Source organism: Hyphomicrobium sp. ghe19, assembly GCF_902712875.1.
GTDB lineage: Bacteria > Pseudomonadota > Alphaproteobacteria > Rhizobiales > Hyphomicrobiaceae > Hyphomicrobium_B.
This window is the reverse complement of sequence record NZ_LR743509.1, coordinates 3,006,217-3,027,296: the sequence shown is the minus strand read 5'-3', so window position 1 is coordinate 3,027,296 and position 21,080 is coordinate 3,006,217. Positions and strand designations below refer to the sequence as shown.

Below are 21,080 nucleotides of genomic sequence, written 5' to 3'. Positions count from 1 at the left end.
TTGAGCATCAGCGTTTCAGAACGACATCGCAATGAGGCGTGGCGCTCAATTCCTCCAAGGTAACCTGCGCGAGAGATGAGTCGTGTTCGATTCTAAAAATCGTGAAGCCATACGACTTCAAATCATCATGGAACTTTTCGATCGAGCCGTAAGCACCGGCTAATATGGATGGCGCGAATTCCATCATGATCTGAATATCCGGGTTTTCACTAAGAAGACGCTCGGCGCCTTTGAGAATAAACGGCTCTGCACCCTCGGCGTCGATCTTGATGAAATCAATTTTGGTGCCCGCTGGAAAATAAGAATCCAGCGTTACCGCGTTGACGGACAGCTCTCTGATCGAGTCATGGAACTGAGCGGCAGCGTCGGAAGTCGCAAAAATGCTGCTTGAGCCCATGTAGTGGTTGTATATTTTGAATTCGAGCGTCGTGCACTCGCTGTAGACAGCGCTAGGTACGACCGTGCTGCGATCCAGAAAACCGTTCACCATCAGGTTTCGATACGTCAGCGCAGAAAGGTCGGGGTTGGCTTCGAACGATACCAATCGCCCCGACTGGCCAATCAAGTCTGCTGCCAGAAGCGAATACCATCCGACATTTGCACCGATGTCGATCACGTTCATCCCGGGCCGTACCAAAGTTCGGAATACGTTCGTGATCCACTGCTCCCAATACCCATCGAGGAGCAGGTGCGGCGTCAAAGAGTAATCGCGCGTATCGACGTAGATCTTGTGCCCATAGATCGTTTTTGTGAGCGCTGTGTTCTGCCCCAGATATACCGTTGGCCGCGTCTCTTGGGTGACCGGTGCTGCGGCCTTTAGCCGGACCATCGCTGAGAGGAGCTCCCGGAACGCTTTGAAATGATCGGATTTCACAACCGAATTATCCTGTTCGTTGCGAACGAAGATCACAAACACTTCGTTTGCAAAGGCGGGCCCCAGATCTCTTGTCAACTCCTCCAACCTCGCCGCACCAATGAGGTCCATCTGACCTTTATGGACAACGAGCAGATCCGGCGTGCCGATACCAGGCAGCTGATCGTAGGGAAGAATGCTGGTGACCAAAGTCCGGAATTCAGTAGGACCCACCGCAAGCTTTTCTGTGATATCGCGGCTGGCAACAAATGCCGCCGCCTCTCTCCAGTATCGATCGTGAGCGACAGTCATGCCGGGAGAGCCTCATTGGTATTTGGAGAAGTGGTGCCGCTGCCCGGCATAATGTTGCGCGGTCGCGCGATCGGATCTCGTGAGGCCGTCGTACTTGCGCGCTCTTCCTGCCAGCGCGCCCTTATTTCCCGTAAGGCGCGAGCGGAAAACTTGATATCAGGTTCCGCCCAAGCGAGGTCTGCCCCCTGATAGGCAAAGGTTCTGTCTTTGTAAGGAACCAGCTCATAGGGGACCGGCACGGAATGCGGGTAGCGCCCCATGTAGTCCATGTTCCCGGACCAAGCCGTGGCTAAAGTCGGGACACCGAGTTCGAGCATCTCATGGATATTCAACCCGTAGCCCTCCGCACGGTGCAACGAAAGATAGACGTCGGCCATGCGTTGAAATGCGGCCATATCTCTGTCGCTGAAGACCTGCTCCACAAGAGTTATGTTTCTGGCCTTCCCAATTTCCCTCAGAAGTTCTCGCCGTGCGAAGGTCGTATTTTTCTTGAATCGAACCTTCATCAAGAGATGGCAAGACATATCGTTTCCGAAGGCGAGCGACCACGCGCGAACGTGGGCCAGAGGATTTTTCCGATCCGGGCAGGCGGCGAGATCCATGATCGCGAGCCCCAGGAACTGATCCCCCCGCACTCCAAACTCTGCGCGCGACAGGGGAGAAACCTCAGGACGATCGACGGCATGAGGTACCACTCTTATCGGTAGCTCGGTCCCACGCCTGAGCGCATTTGCGCTGAATGACGAGGGAGTCCAAATCTCGTGCACGATATCTAGGGCGAACTTCCAGTCGCCGGGAAATTGATCAAGTTCCCACACCCAAAGTCCGATCCGATAGGCATCGTGGAACCAGTCCGGAGCTTCTGCCAGCAGTCGAGGATAGTCCCAAGGCTGGCCAAGAATCAGAACCTGATTGCCGTCAGCATGAGCCGTGCCCTGCTTCAGGATTTGACGTCTCACCTCGTACCGGTACGCACGAGATAATCCGTTGATTGTCTCTGTGTCGCCGATGAAGCGCAGACGCGCGAGAGGATCAAACTCGGCGGATTTTTTTGGCCATGTACGAGCGAGATCGTCACCCTCGACTAGCCGCCGCTGATACCGGCGGCGTTGTTTGCGCCGCCAGGAAGACAATGCGTGAGGCAACATGGTTCTGGGGCGGTGCTCGGTTTTGTCAGTTCAACTGAGCAGCGTGTATAGCCGATGCTAAACATGTCTTGCGCACATAACATTGAGTGATCCACAACGTTGTGACGCCTCTGAGAGTTTTTAGCGACGCGAAAAACTCGGCTGAAGACGAGCCCCGTCCCGCGCCTTCGCGGCTTCACTACCGGGCCTGCTCGGGCGGCTGATGTCCACGACACGCATCTCGCGAAATCCGACGCCGCTCGATCTGCCGACCTGCAGACTGTGACGCGGCACGAAGACGTGGACAACGGCGCGGCTCGTATTGATCGAGCTGAGCGGCGCTGACATCTACGCTCTGGGGGAGAGAAGTGGATGCGGGAAGATCGAGTCGAATTCGCAAATACATTGCGGGGCATAGCTGCCCTTGTGGTGACGATGACTCACTTGATCGGGTTTTGGGGGAGCCCGGCAGATGTCGCACGAATGATCAACGCCGATGTAATTGTCCCACCAGCTGAAATGCCGAAGGCGCTTCGGTTCGTGGGTGAGAAGGTGTCAGCTGCAGGTTTAGACCTGGGCTCTCTTGGCGTTGGCGTTTTCTTTGTCATCAGCGGCTTTGTTATATCGCTATCTCTCGCCAAGACATCAGTTGTCGAGTTCGCTGTAAGGCGATTTTTCCGTTTGTGGCCGACGTACCTGACATGCTTTGCGATCATGCTGCTGTCGGTCTATGCGATAGGCTGGTATTTCGGCAAAGCGTTTCCATTCGACGAGTTCTCAATCCTCGTTCAACTGTTGCCCGGCGTAGGCGACGCTTTCGGCGTGCCGTACCTCGACGGCGTATCGTGGTCGCTGGCGATTGAACTGAAGTTTTATATCTTCACCGCCTTGTTCGCTGGCCTGCTCCCGCGCGCTGATTTGAAGGTGTTCGCCGTCGCAGTTGCCGTTAGTCTTGTCCCTTACCTCTTATGGCACCTGTACCCGAACCGAAATGATCTTGGCCTATTCGGCATTCGCTTACTTTGGGCATTCGTTTTCTTTGGCGCCTTTTTGCCTATCCTGATGGTGGGCGTCGCTTTCCAATTTCATTATGCCCGGAAGATCGGCGACAAAACATTTTGCGCTGTCGTGGCAGCGATGCTTTCGATCTTCGCTGCGATGAATCTGTTATCGGACCCCGCGATTCTAGCGCCGCGTCACGTGTGGACGTACATCGTCGCGGTCGCCGTGTTTTGGGTATGCTATCTCTTGCGAGACTACTTCCGTCCAACCCTGCCGACCACATTTCTAGCGAACATAAGTTATCCGCTCTACGCCGTTCACTGTTACGCGGGGTGGTGCTTTATGCGGATGCTGGCTGTGTTTGGGCTCTCCCAAAATTCGATCGTCATTTTTTATATCGTCGTTTGCTTTGCGACGGCATGGCTGATCCATCGAGTAGTCGAGAGGCCATCGAACCTTCTTGGCGGCGAACTTGCCAAGAAGCTTCGTTTGAAGCTGGATTATCCAACGGCCACTGGCGCCGCAGCCGCTTGACGTCCCCGGCCGCATCGTGGCCGGTCGTAAGGACTTGGCCCGAAGATGCAGCCCGCCGAGAATGCGACGCCGGACCGTCAACGCTCTAAAAGGCCATGCTCGATGAGGGCAGGGCGCTGCGATTGGGGACGGCAGGAGAGTCGCTGAAATCCTCGCAGCGGGCGGCTCTGGAATCTCGACGGCGCACACGAGAACTTTGAAAGTTTCACGATTGGGCGCGCTGCCACGGGCTTCCAAAAATTATGGTCCGGGGTCGCAGGTTGGGGGAGGACTCTCAAGTCCCACGGCTACAAGGAAGCAGCCGGCACTCTGATGTGCTTAGCTTGGATTGGCGCCCCGTAGGGGACGGGAATCCCGACCCTCTAAACCGCCAGTAATTGCAGGCATTTCAACTGATTAGGCGACTCATGTAGGCAACATCGCTAGGTCACAAATCACCCTAGTTCGGTTCGTTGCTCGAGACAAGGTTGCAGTCAGAGATGTCTGAAAAGAAATTCAAGAACCTTCGATTGAAGGGCAATCAGTACCAGCTCATCAAAAGACTTCCCAAGGACATCGCCGAGCACACGGGAAGGCAGTTCCATATCGAAAATCTGGGCACTGCCGATATCGTCCACGCTGGAAAGCTCAGGGCCAGAAAGCTCATCGAGTTAGAAGATAGTTGGGAGAGGATTAGACAGGGCGTCTGCGACGTTGATGAAGAGATCGCTCAGCAACTCAGAGATATGCCTAAGGAGTGCGACGAGGACGAGTCAAGCGACAGAGATACGTTGCTAATGTACCTCTCTGACCTAGCCGAAAAGCGTCCCGATGGTGAGGCTTGGTATAAGCGTATCACCGGGCAGGTGGTCACGGTTTCCTACAACACCGATAGGTTCTTGAGGGAAGCGCCAGCAGTAGCAACAACCCAGGCTGCTCGAAAGGCTGCGATCAAACGCTTCGAGCTGTGGCTGCAAGACGAGACGAGTAAGCCGTTCGTTCAGACCGTTACGAAGAAGATGGCAGGTGACTATGCATCGCACCTTTCCGGTCGGGGACTCGCTCAGAAATCCGTCAACTCACTGCTCTCCTACCTTTCGAGCTACTGGAAGTGGATGGTTAGACGCGGCGTCGCAAAAGCCAATCCTTGGCAGGGTCAACAAGTCTCTGCGAAAGGGAAGTCGAGAACTCGACTAGCCTGGACTCATGAGGAAGTCTCACACCTACTCAACAATGCTCCAACGAAACTCCTGCTTCATGCGATTGCCATTGGAGCACTAAGTGGTCTTCGCGCTGGGGAGATAGCTGCGCTCCGCGTGGCCAACTGTAAGGATGGCGTGTTCGATGTGCTTAAAGGGAAAACTGAGGCCGCTACGCGCAAGGTGCCAATCCATTCACAACTCGTAGGAATCGTTTCATCGCGAATAAAGGAGAGGTCTGACGAAGACTTTCTGTTCGCTGAGCTTGCTGGAAAATCGAAAGGACTCGTCAAAAGATTCGCCAGATACCGAACTAAACTTCTCGGGAAGATCCACGAGGGGCAGGCAGAGAAAACATTTCACTCGTTGCGGCACACCTTCATCACTGAAAGACTAAGGGCGAACTGCCAGAAATACCTTGTGGAAGTCGTTGTGGGGCACGTAAACGAAGGCGTCACGGTCGGTGTGTATCATCACGGACCTTCGCCGGATCAACTTAGAGAGGTGGTCGAGGCAGCTCAGCTTCCAAGCGTGTGACGAGAGTCAAGCGTAGGATGAGGGGCGAATAACAGACCGCTACCCCGAACTCGTTCAAGTTGGTCGCCCGAAGAGGACTTGGGAAAGACCAACTTTAGGGCCGGAAAGATTGGGCTTTTTTACTCTCACCCACAGCTTTGTGTACCTTTGATGTGCACCTATGACAAGATCAGTTCGTGAGGTCGCCGAGCCGTTCGAGAAAATCAACTCAGCATTTCATATTGCTTACATCCTGGCGGTTTTATCTCAGCCCGCGGCCACGTTGATTTATTGATACTTTGCAGTGAAAATGAAGCGTGCTCTCAGATGCAAGGCCAACGAAAATTCAGTCCTCTGATATAGAAACTTGTTTGTTTCGAACAAATTTTAGTACCCACGGCCTTATCTCCCCACTTACGAGCGAGGCTGCGGATATGTTGATGCGCTCAACCGTGACGACCACTTGAGGTCCCCATTCTTCAGAAACGAGTCTCCACAAAAAAGAGAGCGGGGGTTCGTCGACAATATCTCCCAATTCTTCCTCGGAAAGTACTTGTCGCCCGTACTCGAGAGCTTCTTTCATGAACTCTTCATCCAAGATGCTTTCGCCACTGTCGATAGATAAGACCATCAAATTCGGGACAATTGGCGTTGTGAAGTAGAGGGTGGTCAAATCCTCAAATGGGTAAAGTTTGAATTTATCATCGAAGCGTTCCGACTTCAGTAAAACATAAATCTCCTCGTTCGCTCTGACGAGATTACGAAATTCTGAGAAATCTTGAAAAGTGCCCCCAGCGTATCCGAATTTAAGTTCGCCAGGATCTCCCCCAACGGATAAAATCCTCCTGCTAAATCCGACCAAATCTTTCACTCGAAACTTTGAGCGATCAATCAATTTGCCTTGCTCAGACGCCCATGCGCCCATGGTCTTTTCGTCGACGGTCGCCCACGCAGTCGCGCGAGAAACATCATCGGTTGTTCCTCGTAGTAAGCCTGCAATTCGACTCATGGACGATGAGCCAACGTACAAACGCGAAGCGTACACACCCGAATAACAAAAGCCTCCAACGCTCACTAATGGTTGAGGAGTGCGATAGCTATTGCGGCCTTTGAGAAGCATCGCAGCTCTGCCAACCACGTGATCATTACAGTCCTTTAAAGTTCTCACCAGAGGGGCGTGAATTCTAATTAGTTCTCGTCTCTCATTTTCCTCTTGAGTGGCCAATACCTCGGAAAGGAAAGTCTCGGGGTTGGTGGTCTGCCATTCAGCGTGATGTGTTATCTCGCGACCTGTCAACTTGTTAGACAACTCAATTTCCACATCGACTCCAGCAATAAGTTCGAGCAGTCTATCGTCCATCGGCGGAGTGTAGGAATTCAAATCCCGAACAGAGGAGGGTCTTTGCGAGACTTTGTTGATAGCTTTAGGCTCAAGCTTGACCGCGATGCGAGTGTTGAAGTCTCGCGGGAGTTCACCGACTTGGGCGGCTCTCATTAATGGTCGATGCGAGAGATCATCGAATTCTAGAACTCGGGTATCGGCATCTCCCGTATTGTACTTTCTGCTGATTACCTTGATGTGCTTTCCGAGCATGAATACGGAAAAAAAGCCGATGCCAAATTTACCTACAGGGTCAATCCCCTTACTCATGAGGCCGGGAAATTCCTCTTGAAGTAGATCAGATGACCAAAGTGAGTTGCCAAAATCGATAAGTGGGCCTGTCATAACTCTTTCTGACATTCCAACACCGTTGTCGTCCACCAAGAGCCACACCTGGCCGGAGGCATCCGGTTCAATCGAAACTTTTACGTTGCCCCATAAATTTGCCCTGTCCTCTTGTTTCCGTCGCACCTTCACGGCATCAACTGCATTTTGTAACAGTTCGCGGATCGGCGGCACTGGGTCGTCGCCATATAGATTTTTGCCGCCTAGAGTCCGCGCCAATCGAACCGGATCGGAAACTCTCACTTCAGCGTCAATAGGAGACCAGCCAGATACGCGGACATGACGAGCTAGAAGTTTTGGAGACTCGACGCCTGAGACGTATTTGGCCTCGAACGAAGCACTGGAGGCGTCTTCGAGGATCGCATTACAGTTTCTCAATTCAACATCAATCATCCGCAACGTATCGTAGCAAAGCCACCACGACGGTGCCTCCGAGACGGTGAAGGGTTGACCAGACGAATATACGATTTTGTCGGCAACACGTGTAGGCTGATGGAGCTTGTTCTGGAAATTCCAATGCCGAGCGGACTCGCCCTTGGGGTCCGAAAGCGCGTAAAGCATTGTTGGGGCTCTTCTCGAGTCGATATGCGCAGCATCAGCGCAACGCAGGAGGCAGGCCACTTTAACTTCATCCACGGTCCACTCGGTCGGTAATCCCGGTATCGCGCCCACAACTCTTTCTAAGGCGTCCGTAAGGCGGGAATGATCCCAGTGATGGCTGGCCGCAATCTTGCCGATACTCATTCCATAGCCGTTACGGAGAGAGGTATCCTCAAGTAGAAATAGCTTCTCCTCAGTGCCCGGCCGAGCATGGGAAATTTCGATTAGGCTTTCGGCCTGATTTGCGTGAAGTTTGCGCAGAGTAATGAACAGCGTCCTCTGTTCCAGAGACTTGGAGTCTTCTTTGCCGAAGGCACGTTTCTCATATGCAGCCGCAACATCCTTCCATTCCGGCGTCTGCTTTATACTGGTCAAACCACCTGGGTATGATGCCAAAGCCATACCTGCATCGTGCAGCAAAACTGATGCGCCAAAGACGAAGAGTTCGACGGGGTTCAACTCGAAGCTCGGTCCAGCGATCGTGTCAGCTACCTCCCAAAGTGCGTCAAGGTGAGTGATGTCGTGGACGGTGATGCCGGGCAGATCGTGGTGGATTTGTGCAACAAGAGGAATGGTGCGTTTGCGCATCTCCAAGATCGCGGTCTTTAAGCGCTCGCGTTGTTCTTGATGAGTAGCGTTTCGATCTCCAAATGCCTTAACCCACAGAGAAGTGCGTTCAAAGATTTCATTGCTCATCTTGTTTTCGCTTTTTTAGTTTGTGAGGGTTAAAAACAATGGGTGATCTCGAATAGCAAAAGTTCTTTGCTCCCTCCAAGAGCATTTCGCTTCAGCGGGTGGTTTCGCTAAACATGAAAGCCTGGAGAAGTTACTCTTGCGGTTTGAACATCGCTTAGAACGGCCACCCTGGTCTTTCGCGACAAGCGATGTGTTGTTCTCGTCGGAAATGAGTCTTCCCCTGGTAATGTGGTAGCCAATAAATCCACCGGCTATTAGGTTGCGAGAGAACTGGATCCGGGGGGCAGTCATCAGTTTGAATTTTGAGTGTTGACGCAAACTCAAGGCGCCAGAGGTCTCCACAAAATGTCGGAGTCAATCCCCCGCCAGCGGTTAAGCCAGCGGGGTCAGCTTGTGAGTTCAGACGAGAGGGTCTTCCAGGCGATAGCCAATGGAATACTTATTCGAACCCCATTCGTTGAGACCTTCGGCTTCTATTGACCGCATGAACTTCGTGTTTCTCCGAACAGTGTCCTTGAGCTGCCTCAAGCTGATGTCGAGGCATGCGGCAAGTTCCTTGAACGTGAGGACGTCTCCTGGCTTGGCTGTCTTCTTCCAGCGCAAGACGATCTTGAAAGCCTTCTCCGAGTTCCCCTTGAGGTCCAGCTTCACGGGTAGCCAAGGTATAATCTTGGCACCCGGGAAGATGCGGGGCAGGGCTTTTTCGATGCCTTTGCGGGGATCCGCAATCAGGTAGAGGTTTGAAGGTGGGCATGTGTCTCCAAGCGACCGCCTAATGGAGCCTCTACATGCGGCCTGAAGCACGTCGTTTGCGCTTTCTCCGACCATGAATTCCTTCATCTGCTTTTCGGGGATGTTAGGATGGTCAGCAGTGAGTGCAGCACCGAGGCGCTTCCGTGCTTCGTACTGGGAAGTTCGATAGAATAACGTGCCTGCAAGTACGACATTGGATATGTGAGCGTAAGCGTTAGTTGCTTTGTGCGCACCCCAGTTACGGAAGCTTACTCGATTATACGTCGTCAGACTGAGCCGCCTATGTAGAGCCGTGTCCATGTCGGGAATGCCTCGAACCTGATCAGGTTTGTGATGTACGATTAGCCATTCCTCCTGGGGTTTCCGGCATATTGTTGAAGCTATGCCGTCGAGCATCTGAGGTGCTCCATCGGGTGTCGCCCACGAAGACTTACCGCCGCCTCTGCGCCACACGTGAATAGTGAGGTTTCGATAAGACTTCGGGGCGGATTTCAGCGGCGTGATCATCCCTCGTTTATCTTCCATGTCTTCGTACAGGACACGAACGCCTCTCCGGCCTGAAGCGTCGAGGACAACGATGGGTGCAAGGTCAGGCGGGATGGTGTCTACGTAGTCCACACAAGCATTGCCCTCGGGATTATCTCTCCTGACGACTACGCGTCTTCCGGAGATGATACTAAGGGCCTCCATAGAAGCTTCCATCTCATCTGCGATGGGAGACCTTCCTCGTAGAGGCGCAATGGTTTTTAGGAGTTCCTTGAGGCTTGTTGAAGTGTCCCCCATGTAGTCAGGTACGGTGTACACAGAGCCATCAGGCAGACCATCTATCTCGTCGAATGCTGCTTTGATCCTGTTCCGAAGTTCTCCTGAGGCAGACTGCACACGTTTAAGAGTGGCCATCACATCGTTGACCGATAAGCTGATAGGCGTTCCGGGCAGAAACTCTTCATCCCACACTCTGAGCTGTCGAGGCTGTCCTTTGAAATAAAGGCTCTCGGTCAACCAGAACTCACTACGCCTCGTCTCTTTCAAGACCCTCGAATGTGTGGTGATGAGCACTTGAGCGTTCTGCAGGTCCGCCCTGCCGCGGACATTAAGGTCTGAGCGTGAGGTCCAAATACCAAGCATGTCCTCGGGTATTCCTACGTCATCGATCAGACGCTCCACCTCATCGAGAGTGTTTAAGCAGATGAGACACCCAACTTCTGAATACGGTGGAAGATGTTGCGCCAGGAGTTGGTGAAGGTAGCACTTGAGCGCGGTTGTCTTTCCTAGTCCTGGATCAAGGCTCGAGAGATAGACCGTCTGCTTCGCTGTCCCCATAGCCATACTGTCGAGGCATCTTACAAGGTCTTCGAGGGCTTCCCACTGAGCAGCGGAAGGCTTGTGACCGACAGCTTCAAAACGTGTTCTCATGGTCGAAAGTGCACGGGTGACCGGCCCCAGGTTGAAGGGTTTCATCGTTGTTAGTTTCCTTATCGATGGTGATTTTCTCAGAGGCTTATGAGCGCTCTGATAGGGATGGAAAGGAGCAGGTTTCCTTATAGGTAGAGCAGGGCTGCACCTTTCACCGGACGCAAGTACTCATAGCCAAGACCTCAACGATCCTGAGCTGGAAGACTTCGGAGTTTGCTATTAGTGAACCTCAGCACGAAGCTTGAGGCTGTGGCGTTGAGTGAAATACCTCGTACAGGGTCTTAATCTGGCGATGCCAGTTCCTGGTCCATTCAAGGTGATCTGTAGACTGCGCCTAGTCGAATGGAGCGGAGGGCAACGACCCGAGCGCAATGAGCTAATAGAGAACCTACAGGCTCAGCCTTGAGTGGTTGTTAGCTGCTGCTCTTTGTCGACCTACAATTAAATACCTCGTACATGGTCTTTATCGGCGAAGCCGTATCAGGGTCTTGTTCAAGGTAGGCTGTAGGTGATGCTCCAGAAGCGTAGCGAGGGCAATGACCCGAGCGAAGCTCTCCGTTGAGGTTCGTTACAGGCAGAACCTTGAGAGCAAGTATCTCCTGCTCATGCTCGGAAGTTCATTCCTGGTATGTGAAGGTCTTAAGATCGATAGCCTTGGGAGCAACTAGGTACTCACTCCAAACGATAGGTGGAGATGTGAATTCTTCGACCTTGTTCAATCGAGCCTTTGTAGCTTCTCTCCCAGGAGCCTTGCAGTAGTAATTATCGCTGAGCTTCAAGTTCGACCTAAGCAGGTTGAGATGGTTCTTATCCAGGGTGGAGCAGGTCTCTTGCACTCCGCAATTCAGAAGCCATCGTCCGACAGCGACCGAAGCTTGAGGCTTGCCCTTGAGCTTGAAGTAGACAGTGGTCTTAGTGCCGTAGCCTCCTATCCAAAATGCAAGTGAGCCACCGCTGTTGAGAAGCTCAAGAGCATCGGTCTGGGTGATAAGGGCAAACTCCAACGGTTTTGCTAGGTGCAGCTTTCGGCGGATGCGGACGGCAAAGCAGGGTGTGTTGGAGGAAGCTTCAGGTGTGCCTGTAGGTGGGCGAACAGTGAAGCGTGAGCTGACCTCCTCGGGTAGCTTTAGGGTAAGCATGGGATGATCTTTGTGGTCTCCTCAGTTTAGGGTTGGTTGGTGCTATGAACGGGAACAGCTAATCGCAGGCACAGACACGGCGGCAATCTTGTCGGTGCATTGGGTGGTTGAGGGCTCAACTTTGAGGAGGCTCAGATTCGACTGAGGACAGCCCGTCAGCTTTGAGCCTGTCCGAGTGCCTTCCCCTCATCGATCCGCCTGTAGCGCTAACAGCGTGGGCGCTGGGAGCCTTCAAAGCTGATCCTACGCGGCTCGTATCTTTCCAACAGCCACGGCCACCCACGATCATCCCTAGCGTCGAGCGAAAGCACCCTGCGCTGTCCAAAGAGGATGCTGCAGGGGCAAGCCTTGGAAATAGGTGCATCGGAGTTGACAGGGGATAATTGTGCGGTGGCCGTAGAGAGTTGGGGGAGACCGCCAAGAGGGGAAACGGTCTCATATCCCATGACTAGGGGGCAATAAGCCGGAGGGGCTCTGGGTTTCTGCTGGTCTTGCAGCCGCTCCGCTATGTTCTGAGCCCCCGCTGGACAGTGCTCATGCTTAGGCCCGTCCTGACAGCAATCGCCTCTAACGAGAGACCTTCATCCTTTTTCAGTCTCTTCAGCAACGAGACGGTCTCGGGGTTCAGCTTAGGCTTTCGGCCGAATTTCGTGCCTTCCTCCTTCGCCCGCTTGCGGCCTTCCGCCATGCGGTCCCGGATCAGGCTCAACTCGAACTCAGCGACGGCTGCAAGCACAGCCCTAAGCAACTTGGCTGTTGCGCCCTTACCCGTGCTCATTTCGGGCTGGTCCAGGATGAGCAGTTGGACCCCCTTGGCATCGAGCCGCTCGACGATCTCTAGGAAATCTTTCGTAGAGCGGGCTATGCGGTCAGCCTTGACGCAGACGAAGGTGTCGCCCTCGCGGACGTACTCAAGCGCTGCGGCTAGCTGTTCTCTATCGCTCTTGGTGCCCGATTGCTTCTCACTGAAGACCTTCGTGCAGCCAACGTCTTTCAGCCTCTCTACTTGGGCTGAGTAGTCTTGTCCGGTGGTCGATACCCGAGCGTAGCCCACAAGCTGGCCTGCCGGATTGTTCGGTGTGATGCGACGGATCATTCGTTGCCCCAATCAAAAATACGATATGGTCAAAATACAATATGTACTTTTGACTATCAATGCATTTGACCGACATTTGACTAGGTATTTTATGGGTGGTCAGAACTTGAAACTTCTGACCGAGTCCAGTTCGATCAACAGTGGACTTTCTGCAAGGGCAACCGTCCGCCACCGGTCTTTAGGTGTTTAAAGACCTTATGCGCATCCTGTATGCTCACGGAACCACGAGCAGAAGCAGGCCAGTTGAGAAACTATAGACTCCTCGCTTTCCCTTTAGATTTCCGGACCAGTTCGAGGACCCCATGGGGGGATTATCCGACCCGGCCAAGTCTGGTCATACGGACGAAATTGCGCAACGAAAACAAATGGCCACAGTGCAACTGCGGTCGATGAAAGGACGTGCTACATGACCCTAGTATTCTGTTGGCTGGACAGATCATTCAGCAGAAATTGTATCACCTCAATAGCGGATACCAGGTCGGCCTATCAGGACGGTGCTGGGGAGTGGCAACTCCTAAACGAAACTACGACAAAGCTCTTCGGCCTCGGAGTGAAGTGCCACACATTTGATGGTCTGGGACTGGAACACTATCGAGCTCCCGATCCCTATTTCGAAACGGAAATCGGATTTGCTTTCGCGGGTTATTGCTTCGAGGCACTTTCAATCATTGCATTGATGAGGCGCTGCCTCTCGCGGCTCGTGCAAATGGATGGCAACACTGAAGTTCGCCCCACTCCTGAAGGCTATGCGCGGCTTCTAGACACCATAGGCACAAGGTATTTCGCAAGTCATCGCCGCCGGGAACATCACCTGGTCAGCTTCCTCATGAGCGGCTTTTCGGATCAGAAACCATGGGTTGTCGAATGGTCTTACCGGCCCCAAGAAGGAGCCAGGCATCAAGTGTTCGATCCGATAACAACGGACAATTTCTTCGCGATAGGCGATGCTGGCAAACACAAGAAAACGCAGGAGACGATTGATGCGATGCGCAAGGCTATCAGCCGTCATCGCTCCGGGCTTGTCAAAAGGTTCAAGGAGATTGATGAGCGCAAATTGGAAGACGCTCGACATGTTGATGCAGAAAAAAGGCTTATTGAGCGTACCGCTCTTGAATCGCTGGACGACGAGTTCAAACAGACCGTCGGCGGTGTACTGCAAAAGATGGAAGTCAAACCTATGGGAGACAAAGCGTTCGTGGACTTCTGCAAGGACGATGAAGCGGACATCCTGGATGGATTGCCAATGGTCGGCAGCAACCTAGGGTACATTCCATTGAATGAATCGATGGGAATGGGAAGCCAAGTTCAGGAATCAAATCCTGAGGAAGCTCCTTAGGCGCTTTACCAATCTCCCGGGACGGGTGACCTCGCACTCCCAGACAGTAAGCACATCCCAACCACTTGCCTTGAGCTGGTTGACGTGCCTCGCGTCGCGCTGCACGTTGCCGTCGAGTTTGCGATCCCAGTAGTCATTGTTCGATCGCGGCTTCCGCACTATCTGGCATTTGTTGCTGTTGTGTTGATGCCAAAAGCATCCATGAACGAAGATGACCTTGCGTAATGCTGCGAATACGAGGTCTGGCTTTCCTGGAAGCCGATTCGCCCCATACGCCCCGTGCAGACGAAACCTCTTGCCCAACGAGTGCACGGTTCTTCTGACAACCATTTCAGGCTTCATGTCTCGGTGTCTAATGCGAGACATGTTCTCGCTTCGCTGCTCTGGTGTGAGCTTATCGGTCAACTGCCCGTTCTCATCTGTTCGCGAAGCTCTTCAATCTTCAACCACGGAGCCTTCGAGTGTATGACTCTGTGACAATTGGCACAAACAATGGCTAAGTCACTCATCTTAGTGCGTCGGATCGTGGGCAGCGTGGCGAGGGGCAACCTATGATGCACCTCAATTACGGCGTCCGAGTACGAACCATAGATGTTGCCAAAGTCGACCTCGCATACCTCGCATTCCAGCTTACCGACACGGGTCAAAGCCTCTAGCTTTTTAGCTGTGACCAACCTCCTATCTCTTTCGCGGTAAGTGTGAAGCCTCGTCAGTATCCTCCCTTCATCGGCTTCGACCACCATGGTGTCATGCTCGTCAATCGCAGGAAGTTCGACCGCCGCTTGTTTGATCGCTAGAGCGATCCCTTTGAGCATTTGCGGATTGCTTGCGTATTGGTTCCACAATTCAGCATCGGCCCTGCCGCCCCTTTCAAGCCCCTTGCGCCCCTGCGAGGTGAAGTAAGGATCGAGGGCTTGGAAGTTGGCCAACTTCATGTAGATGGCATTCATGTTTCGATACGCAGCATCCTCGGAAGAGAGATCAGGAGCTACTCGTCGGAGCTCTTGCGAGAATCTCCATGCTACTTCGCTGGACTGCGGAGGAAATGCGGACCGGTGATCGAAGTAAAAGTCCAGAGCCAAGATCAGCTCGTCGCGTGTCCAGTTTTTTGGAGTCATTTCTTCTTCTGGTTACTCCTAACCCTTTCTATGAGTTGCTTTTGCTGTGCTGACGGCGAAAACGAAACGAACTCATCCATTGAGCAAGTGGGCAGACCCAGCTCTGCGATCAGCGATCGATCCCCCTTGCCCCAAAGCACTTCGATCCCTCTTGTTTCCAAGACGTCTCGTGCCCCGCCATTCCGGCGGATGCGCTTCATCGAATCTTTTTGAGGTGCAATTGAAAGTATCGCATTACGAGGGACTGGACGCCGCTGAACAAGAGTGAAGAGTTGAACGACTCTCTCAGTTCCACCTCGCGGCATCATCATGGTTCGAGCCAAGTCGCGGTCTATCGTTTCAAAAAAGTTTTTGGGATAAGGCTCATCTTTCAGCAGCCAACGAATGTTCACTCTTCCCTGTGCGGAAAGCGATCGCTTGGTATCGCGGTTCTTGCCTGGTCGAAGGTATTCTTGACGAGCCACTACAATACCAAAGTCACAGACTGCTTCTGTTTCTTCAGAGCGGATAAGTATACACGGATGTCCGAAGGCCTCTTGTGGGATCATCCAATCGTCGCGGGTAGTACTCTTTATGTCTACGTCAACCCCGTCGAGTTTGAGATCGAGTACTCCTCGTTCGAGCTTCAAGTAATTGCGGACCAGTATTTCGATCTTGGTTCCGAGATAGGTCTTCTCAGTTGCCTCAAGCTCACGAAAAGTTAGTCGGCCCGACCGTGGTGCATCGATCACTTCATCGACCGCCCGGCGCATCAATTCTGGAAAGGCCAATCGGAGGCCGGTACGGCCCCGGGTTCGGCGCAAGATAGATTGTTCGACCTGGTCCAGAACTTCCTCGTCCATACCAGAAGCATGGCACGCTACTTAGACTCATAAAAGTTATAACGAGGGAAGGAGATGCGGCTATGCACAGACTCTCATCTGATCAAGCAATGGCTTTTCCTTTGTTCCGCGAATTAAAGCCTTCTTGATCTGAGTTGCCACTGCGCGTGCTACAGGAGGCGGAAACGCATTGCCGACCTGTCTGTACGTGTGCGTCTTGCGTCCGACGAACTCCCAATGATCCGGGAATCCTTGCAATCGAGCCACCATCCGGACTGTAAGTTTTGGTGCGCCCTTGAAACATTCATCGGGAGCATCGTTGGCGATGCCCATTCCATCGACCCCGAGCGCCGCCCAGGCCATTTTAGCACGGGTAGGCCCAAGGTCCGGACCTCCGTGTTTCTTGGACCCTCCGACGATGGTAGGGGCAATCTGATCGGCCTGCATCTTCCAACGTTCGGCATCTGACCAGCCATTTTCAGCCATAAGATCGATGAGAGTTTCGCCGACCGTCTTTGGCCTCCGCCTCATCTTTGGCCACTCGAAGTTGCTGGCGTATTGGCGACGAAGAGCGACAAAGACCACCCTCGGGCGAAGTTGTGGAACGCCAAAGTCCGATGCGTTGAGTAACTTGAAGTCGGTTGCAAATCCAAGGGTCTCCAAGCTGTCCGTAATGAATCTTCGATAGGCTCCAAACTTAGGATCGAGGAGGCCGCGAACGTTCTCGAACATGACAGCCTTGGGCTTCACTTCCGCAATGATCCGCAGAGCGGCGGGGAAAAGATTTCGCTCATCTGCGGCTCCGAGTTGTTTGCCCGCTACTGAGAACGGAGGGCAAGGCAGCCCTCCCGCAAGCAAATCAACTCCTTCGAAGTCAGAGGCATCGAACGGTTTGAGAAGGTCAGCTTGAATGACTCTGCTTTGCGGGAGATTGGCCCGGAGGGTTCTGCAAGCGTGCTCATCGATTTCAACGAGCCCCGCATGACGGAAACCCGCTTGTTCAAGACCAAGAGCTTGGCCTCCTGCACCTGCGCAAAGCTCTAGTGACGTAAGTGGCATGTGTTCCGCCTGATTCGCTTGGTTTCGATTGTAAGCACAGTCTTCCAGAGCCTCACTAGCTCTCGGAGCTGCGCATTCACATCTTCCGTGGGAAAGGTCTCATAATCGCCCGCCGATGACCTGCGCTCCGAAAGAGAACGAGAATCCTCTGCCAGGTGGATGACGAGGACTCTCGACTCTGGGGTTAGTCTTGAGCTTTGTTCGACCTTCGAGACCGGAGTTCACCGAGGAGGAAGCCAATAACCGCAAATGCGGTCCAGACCTCCCAATCGCCAATGTGAGCCGCACGACTGGCCCCAATGACCGCAAGTCCAATCATCAACCGCAGCAACCGAGCTGGCGTCCAAAAGCCCTTCAAAATCGAAGCGATGATAATGGCCCACACAGCGATCCCCATTGCTGCTATCAAAAGCGTTGTCATCACTGCTCCCCCGCTTGCTCAGCGCCGCACGGCTGGACCACGACGCAGCTAAAGGGCTGCAACCTAGCCAATCGGACAGTCGCAGTAGCCGCCGAAAAAACAGCCTCGGCTGTCAGGCCGCTGGCTACCGCCTGTCGTCGAGGAGCAAGCACCAGCAATGCCGTTGCAATGACCCCAGCCACTATCACAGCGCCCGGCCCAGTTGAGGGTCGAGCGCGATAGTCGTTGGTGACGTCTTTGAGGTTCAGCAGGATGCGCTGGGAAATACGCAGTGCCTGGAGTTGGAGCCTGTGCCGCGTAAGGCGGTGGTCCGTCAGGCAGTCATCCTCGAAACTGGTTCGTGGCGCAGCGTCAGAGGTCCCCTCAGGAATGTTCTCGTTAGCTGTGAGTCTGATGAGGAGATCGACAGCTGCGCGATCAGTAAGTCGGCCAAGCGGTGTCGGGACAGCTCCTGGTCGAACACGAATAGACGGACGGCTTGCTGTGTGATCAGTTATAGGTAACATATTTGCAGCTCCTGCTAGGTCACATTGAGTGCCTTGCGGAAGTTGCCTACTGAAACCAAATCATTGAAACTGCTGGCAAAAACACCGTCAAAGACGGATTGGCGCCCCGTAGGGGACTCGAACCCCTGTTGCCCACGTGAGAGGCGGGTGTCCTGGGCCACTAGACGAACGGGGCAGGCGCAAAGGACGTGTAGTCGAGTGTTCGCGGCCGATCAAGCCCTGAAGCGCATGCAATTACAACCTGAGCAGGCGAGAAGACCAATCGCTCCGGAAAGGAAGCGGCAAGCCCATGAAGCGCCTGCTAATTGCGCGGCACTGATTCCACCGGCTTCACTTCGGCCACACGTTGCCCTGTTTCGATGTCGACGATCGCAATCCCCGGGCCGCTCGGCCCCTCGTGGTGGACGGCGAGCCGGTTGCCCGACAATGAAACCGACACGATCCGCGCGCCCTTTGGAATCTCCAGCGAAAGCGTCGCACCGGGCGAAACGGTGACCGTCCGCGACGTTTGTGCGCTACTAGAGCCACCCGACGCGAGACCAACCACCTTCACCGCGACGGCTCCGAGCCCCACGAGAATAAGCGCGGCAAGTCCACCGACGACGATCTTGAGATTGCGCTGGAGGCGCTGTTCGCGCATCAAGTCGGCCGAGGATGTCTGCGGCTGATCGTTAGTCATCACGAGAATTTCTTTCTGATAGTTACGAGCCCCGTGCCCATCGACGAACAAAAACAGAGCCTCATCGAGGTTGTCGCAGGCCCCGAAGATGCTGGCCAACGGCTCGATCGTTGGCTCGCCTCGAAGATTGATGGGGTGAGCCGTGCCCGTGTCCAGTCTCTCATACGCGATGGCCACGTCCGCGCGGGCGAGACGATAGGGGAGCCGCGCACACCGGTCAAACCGGGCGCGGTTTATACAGTCACCCTGCCGCAGGCGGCAGATACCGGCGTCGAGGGCGAAGATGTGCCGCTCGACATCGTCTACGAAGATGACGATCTGATCGTGGTCGACAAGCCGGCCGGCCTCGTCGTGCACCCTTCAGCGGGACACGCTTCGGGAACACTGGTCAACGCTTTGATCGCCCATTGCGGCGATAGCCTCTCTGGTATTGGCGGCGTCAAGCGGCCCGGCATCGTGCATCGGCTGGACAAGGACACGTCGGGCCTGCTCGTGGTCGCCAAGTCGGACGCGGCGCACCAGGGCTTGGCGGAGCAGTTCCAAAGCCACGGCCGCGACGGCCGGCTCCATCGCAGCTATTTGGCTTTCGTATGGGGCAAACTTCCGCTGCCTGCCGGTTCAATCGATGCCCGCCTCGGACGAAGCCGCGCCAACCGGATGAAGATCGCTGTAACGCGGGGCATGGTCGGCCGCAGCGCCAAGACGCATTATGAGGTGATCGACGTATTCCCCGGAGAAACGCCCGGCGGAGATGTGTCGCTCCTACGGCTGGTGCTGGAAACCGGTAGGACGCATCAAATCCGCGTGCATCTGGCGCATATCGGCCATCCGGTTCTGGGAGATCCGACCTATGGCGCCGGATTTAAGACGCGACTGGGCTCGCTTCCCGCCAAGGCGAAAGACGTGGCGTCAAGCCTGACGCGACAGGCGCTTCACGCCGCCGAACTCGAGTTCGAACATCCGATTTCGGGCAAAAAGCTTAAGTTTAGCAGTAAATTGCCAGCCGACCTTGAACAGCTTGGAGAGGCGTTGAAGCCTACCCAAGACAAACCGACGGAAAAGAAGCGCGCCCGTCGTTTGAAGTAGGTGATCTGGATATGTGGGTTATCGTCACGGCCGTTCAAGACGAAGTGACGGGAACCCCTAGTGAATTCCTAGATTTCATTACTATGTAACATCAGACGTTGGGGGAGCGTACAGACTCCCACAATCTGAAGGGAGCACGGGCCGAACCGGAAACGGGAGAAGGTCCGGTAGAGGGCAATGGCATCTAAAGGTCTTCCGTCACTGGCCGGCGGTTCGCTCGGCCTTACGCGGTATCTGGAAGAGATTCGCAAATTCCCGATGCTTGCGCCTAACGAGGAATTTATGCTCGCCAAGCGCTGGCAGGAACACCAGGATTCGGACGCCGCCGAAAAGCTCGTGACGTCGCACTTGCGTCTCGTTGCGCGCATCGCGATGGGGTATCGCGGCTACGGCTTGCCGATCGGCGAAGTCATATCCGAAGGAAACGTCGGCCTGATGCAGGCCGTCAAACGTTTCGATCCCGACAAGGGCTTTCGCCTCGCCACATATGCGATGTGGTGGATTCGCGCGTCGATTCAAGAGTACATCCTGCGCTCGTGGAGCCTCGTGAAAATGGGCACCACCGCGGCGCAGAAGAAGCTCTTCTTCAATTTGCGGCGCGCGAAAAGCCAGCTCCAGGCGCTCGATGACGGCGATCTGAAGCCAGAGCACGTCAAGACGATCGCGACAAAGCTCGGCGTGCCCGAGGAAGACGTGGTGAATATGAATCGCCGCCTCGGTGGCGACGCGTCCCTCAACGCGCCCATTCGCGCTGAATCGGAATCGGGCGAATGGCAGGATTGGCTCGTTGACGATACGCCGACCCAGGAAGATCGCCTCGTTGAGGACGAAGAGCTGCAACGGCGTAAGTCGTATCTCTCGTCGGCCATGGCCGTCCTGAACGATCGCGAGCGCCGGGTGTTCGAGGCTCGAAGGCTGACTGAAGATCCGGCAACGCTCGAGCAGTTGTCGGAAGAGTTCGGCGTCAGCCGCGAGCGCATCCGGCAGATCGAGGTCAGGGCGTTCGAAAAGGTGCAGAAAGCGGTGACGTCGACAGCGCGGCAGGCGGAAGCGCCTGCGGCGCTCGAAGGCGCCCGCCACTGACGTATTATCGGTCCAGTACCGGG

The 21,080-nt window shown here is 54.4% G+C and carries 16 protein-coding genes and 1 tRNA gene; 5 read left to right on the top strand and 12 right to left on the bottom strand.

Features of this window, described 5'->3' with window-relative positions; genetic code table 11:
* Positions 1-7: 7 nt before the first annotated feature.
* Both AACL53_RS14475 and AACL53_RS14470 read right to left on the bottom strand, forming a co-directional pair.
* Entirely contained in the window at positions 8-1,165 is a 1,158-nt protein-coding gene (locus AACL53_RS14475) for an FkbM family methyltransferase (RefSeq protein WP_339085234.1), read from the bottom strand.
* Positions 1,162-2,124 carry a glycosyltransferase gene (locus tag AACL53_RS14470; RefSeq protein WP_339085233.1) on the bottom strand — a complete coding sequence of 321 codons (963 nt, stop codon included), beginning with the start codon at positions 2,122-2,124 and terminating at the stop codon, positions 1,162-1,164. Before AACL53_RS14470 ends, AACL53_RS14475 begins: the two co-directional genes overlap by 4 nt.
* 540 nt (positions 2,125-2,664) lie before the next feature.
* Here AACL53_RS14470 and AACL53_RS14465 point away from each other — a divergent pair.
* Entirely contained in the window at positions 2,665-3,828 is a 1,164-nt protein-coding gene (locus tag AACL53_RS14465; RefSeq protein ID WP_339085232.1) for an acyltransferase, read from the top strand.
* 479 nt (positions 3,829-4,307) lie between these two features.
* Positions 4,308-5,543, top strand: coding sequence for a tyrosine-type recombinase/integrase (locus tag AACL53_RS14460; RefSeq protein WP_339085231.1), 1,236 nt, complete (start codon positions 4,308-4,310; stop codon positions 5,541-5,543).
* 325 nt (positions 5,544-5,868) lie between these two features.
* On the opposite strand, the gene AACL53_RS14455 is transcribed toward AACL53_RS14460, so the two are convergent.
* From AACL53_RS14455 to AACL53_RS14440, 4 genes are all read right to left on the bottom strand, one after another.
* The gene (locus AACL53_RS14455) at positions 5,869-8,544 is read right to left on the bottom strand and encodes an ATP-binding protein (RefSeq protein WP_339085230.1); all 2,676 of its coding nucleotides are present in this window, start codon (positions 8,542-8,544) and stop codon (positions 5,869-5,871) included.
* A 399-nt stretch (positions 8,545-8,943) separates the two neighbouring features.
* Positions 8,944-10,758, bottom strand: a complete 1,815-nt coding sequence (locus AACL53_RS14450; protein ID WP_339085229.1) for a hypothetical protein — start codon at positions 10,756-10,758, stop codon at positions 8,944-8,946.
* A 572-nt stretch (positions 10,759-11,330) separates the two neighbouring features.
* Positions 11,331-11,852, bottom strand: a complete 522-nt coding sequence (locus AACL53_RS14445; protein ID WP_339085228.1) for a hypothetical protein — start codon at positions 11,850-11,852, stop codon at positions 11,331-11,333.
* Positions 11,853-12,357: 505 nt separating this feature from the next.
* Positions 12,358-12,948, bottom strand: a complete 591-nt coding sequence (locus AACL53_RS14440; protein ID WP_339085227.1) for a recombinase family protein — start codon at positions 12,946-12,948, stop codon at positions 12,358-12,360.
* A gap of 406 nt (positions 12,949-13,354) precedes the next feature.
* Here AACL53_RS14440 and AACL53_RS14435 point away from each other — a divergent pair, with 406 nt between their 5' ends.
* Positions 13,355-14,284, top strand: coding sequence for a hypothetical protein (locus AACL53_RS14435; RefSeq protein ID WP_339085226.1), 930 nt, complete (start codon positions 13,355-13,357; stop codon positions 14,282-14,284).
* On the opposite strand, the gene vsr is transcribed toward AACL53_RS14435, so the two are convergent.
* The 6 genes from vsr to AACL53_RS14405 form a co-directional block, all read right to left on the bottom strand.
* The gene (vsr, locus tag AACL53_RS14430) at positions 14,261-14,689 is read right to left on the bottom strand and encodes a very short patch repair endonuclease (protein WP_339085225.1); all 429 of its coding nucleotides are present in this window, start codon (positions 14,687-14,689) and stop codon (positions 14,261-14,263) included. The two genes, AACL53_RS14435 and vsr, sit on opposite strands and share 24 nt — an antisense overlap.
* Positions 14,686-15,402 carry a hypothetical protein gene (locus AACL53_RS14425; protein WP_339085224.1) on the bottom strand — a complete coding sequence of 239 codons (717 nt, stop codon included), beginning with the start codon at positions 15,400-15,402 and terminating at the stop codon, positions 14,686-14,688. The genes vsr and AACL53_RS14425 overlap by 4 nt, the downstream gene beginning before the upstream one ends.
* Positions 15,399-16,244, bottom strand: a complete 846-nt coding sequence (locus tag AACL53_RS14420) for a NaeI family type II restriction endonuclease (protein WP_339085223.1) — start codon at positions 16,242-16,244, stop codon at positions 15,399-15,401. Before AACL53_RS14420 ends, AACL53_RS14425 begins: the two co-directional genes overlap by 4 nt.
* A 60-nt stretch (positions 16,245-16,304) precedes the next feature.
* Positions 16,305-17,282, bottom strand: coding sequence for a DNA cytosine methyltransferase (locus AACL53_RS14415; RefSeq protein ID WP_339085222.1), 978 nt, complete (start codon positions 17,280-17,282; stop codon positions 16,305-16,307).
* 1,026 nt (positions 17,283-18,308) lie between these two features.
* A tRNA-Glu gene (locus AACL53_RS14410) sits at positions 18,309-18,384 on the bottom strand.
* Positions 18,385-18,510: 126 nt separating this feature from the next.
* Positions 18,511-18,888 (bottom strand): hypothetical protein, encoded by a 378-nt coding sequence (locus AACL53_RS14405; RefSeq protein ID WP_339085221.1) that lies wholly within the window; start codon positions 18,886-18,888, stop codon positions 18,511-18,513.
* 39 nt (positions 18,889-18,927) lie between these two features.
* On the opposite strand from AACL53_RS14405, the gene AACL53_RS14400 reads away from it, so the two are divergent.
* Both AACL53_RS14400 and rpoH read left to right on the top strand, forming a co-directional pair.
* Positions 18,928-19,974 (top strand): RluA family pseudouridine synthase, encoded by a 1,047-nt coding sequence (locus AACL53_RS14400; RefSeq protein WP_339086951.1) that lies wholly within the window; start codon positions 18,928-18,930, stop codon positions 19,972-19,974.
* 177 nt (positions 19,975-20,151) lie between these two features.
* A complete protein-coding gene (rpoH, locus tag AACL53_RS14395; protein ID WP_339085220.1) occupies positions 20,152-21,057 on the top strand; it encodes an RNA polymerase sigma factor RpoH in 906 nt (301 codons plus the stop codon).
* Positions 21,058-21,080: the final 23 nt, after the last annotated feature.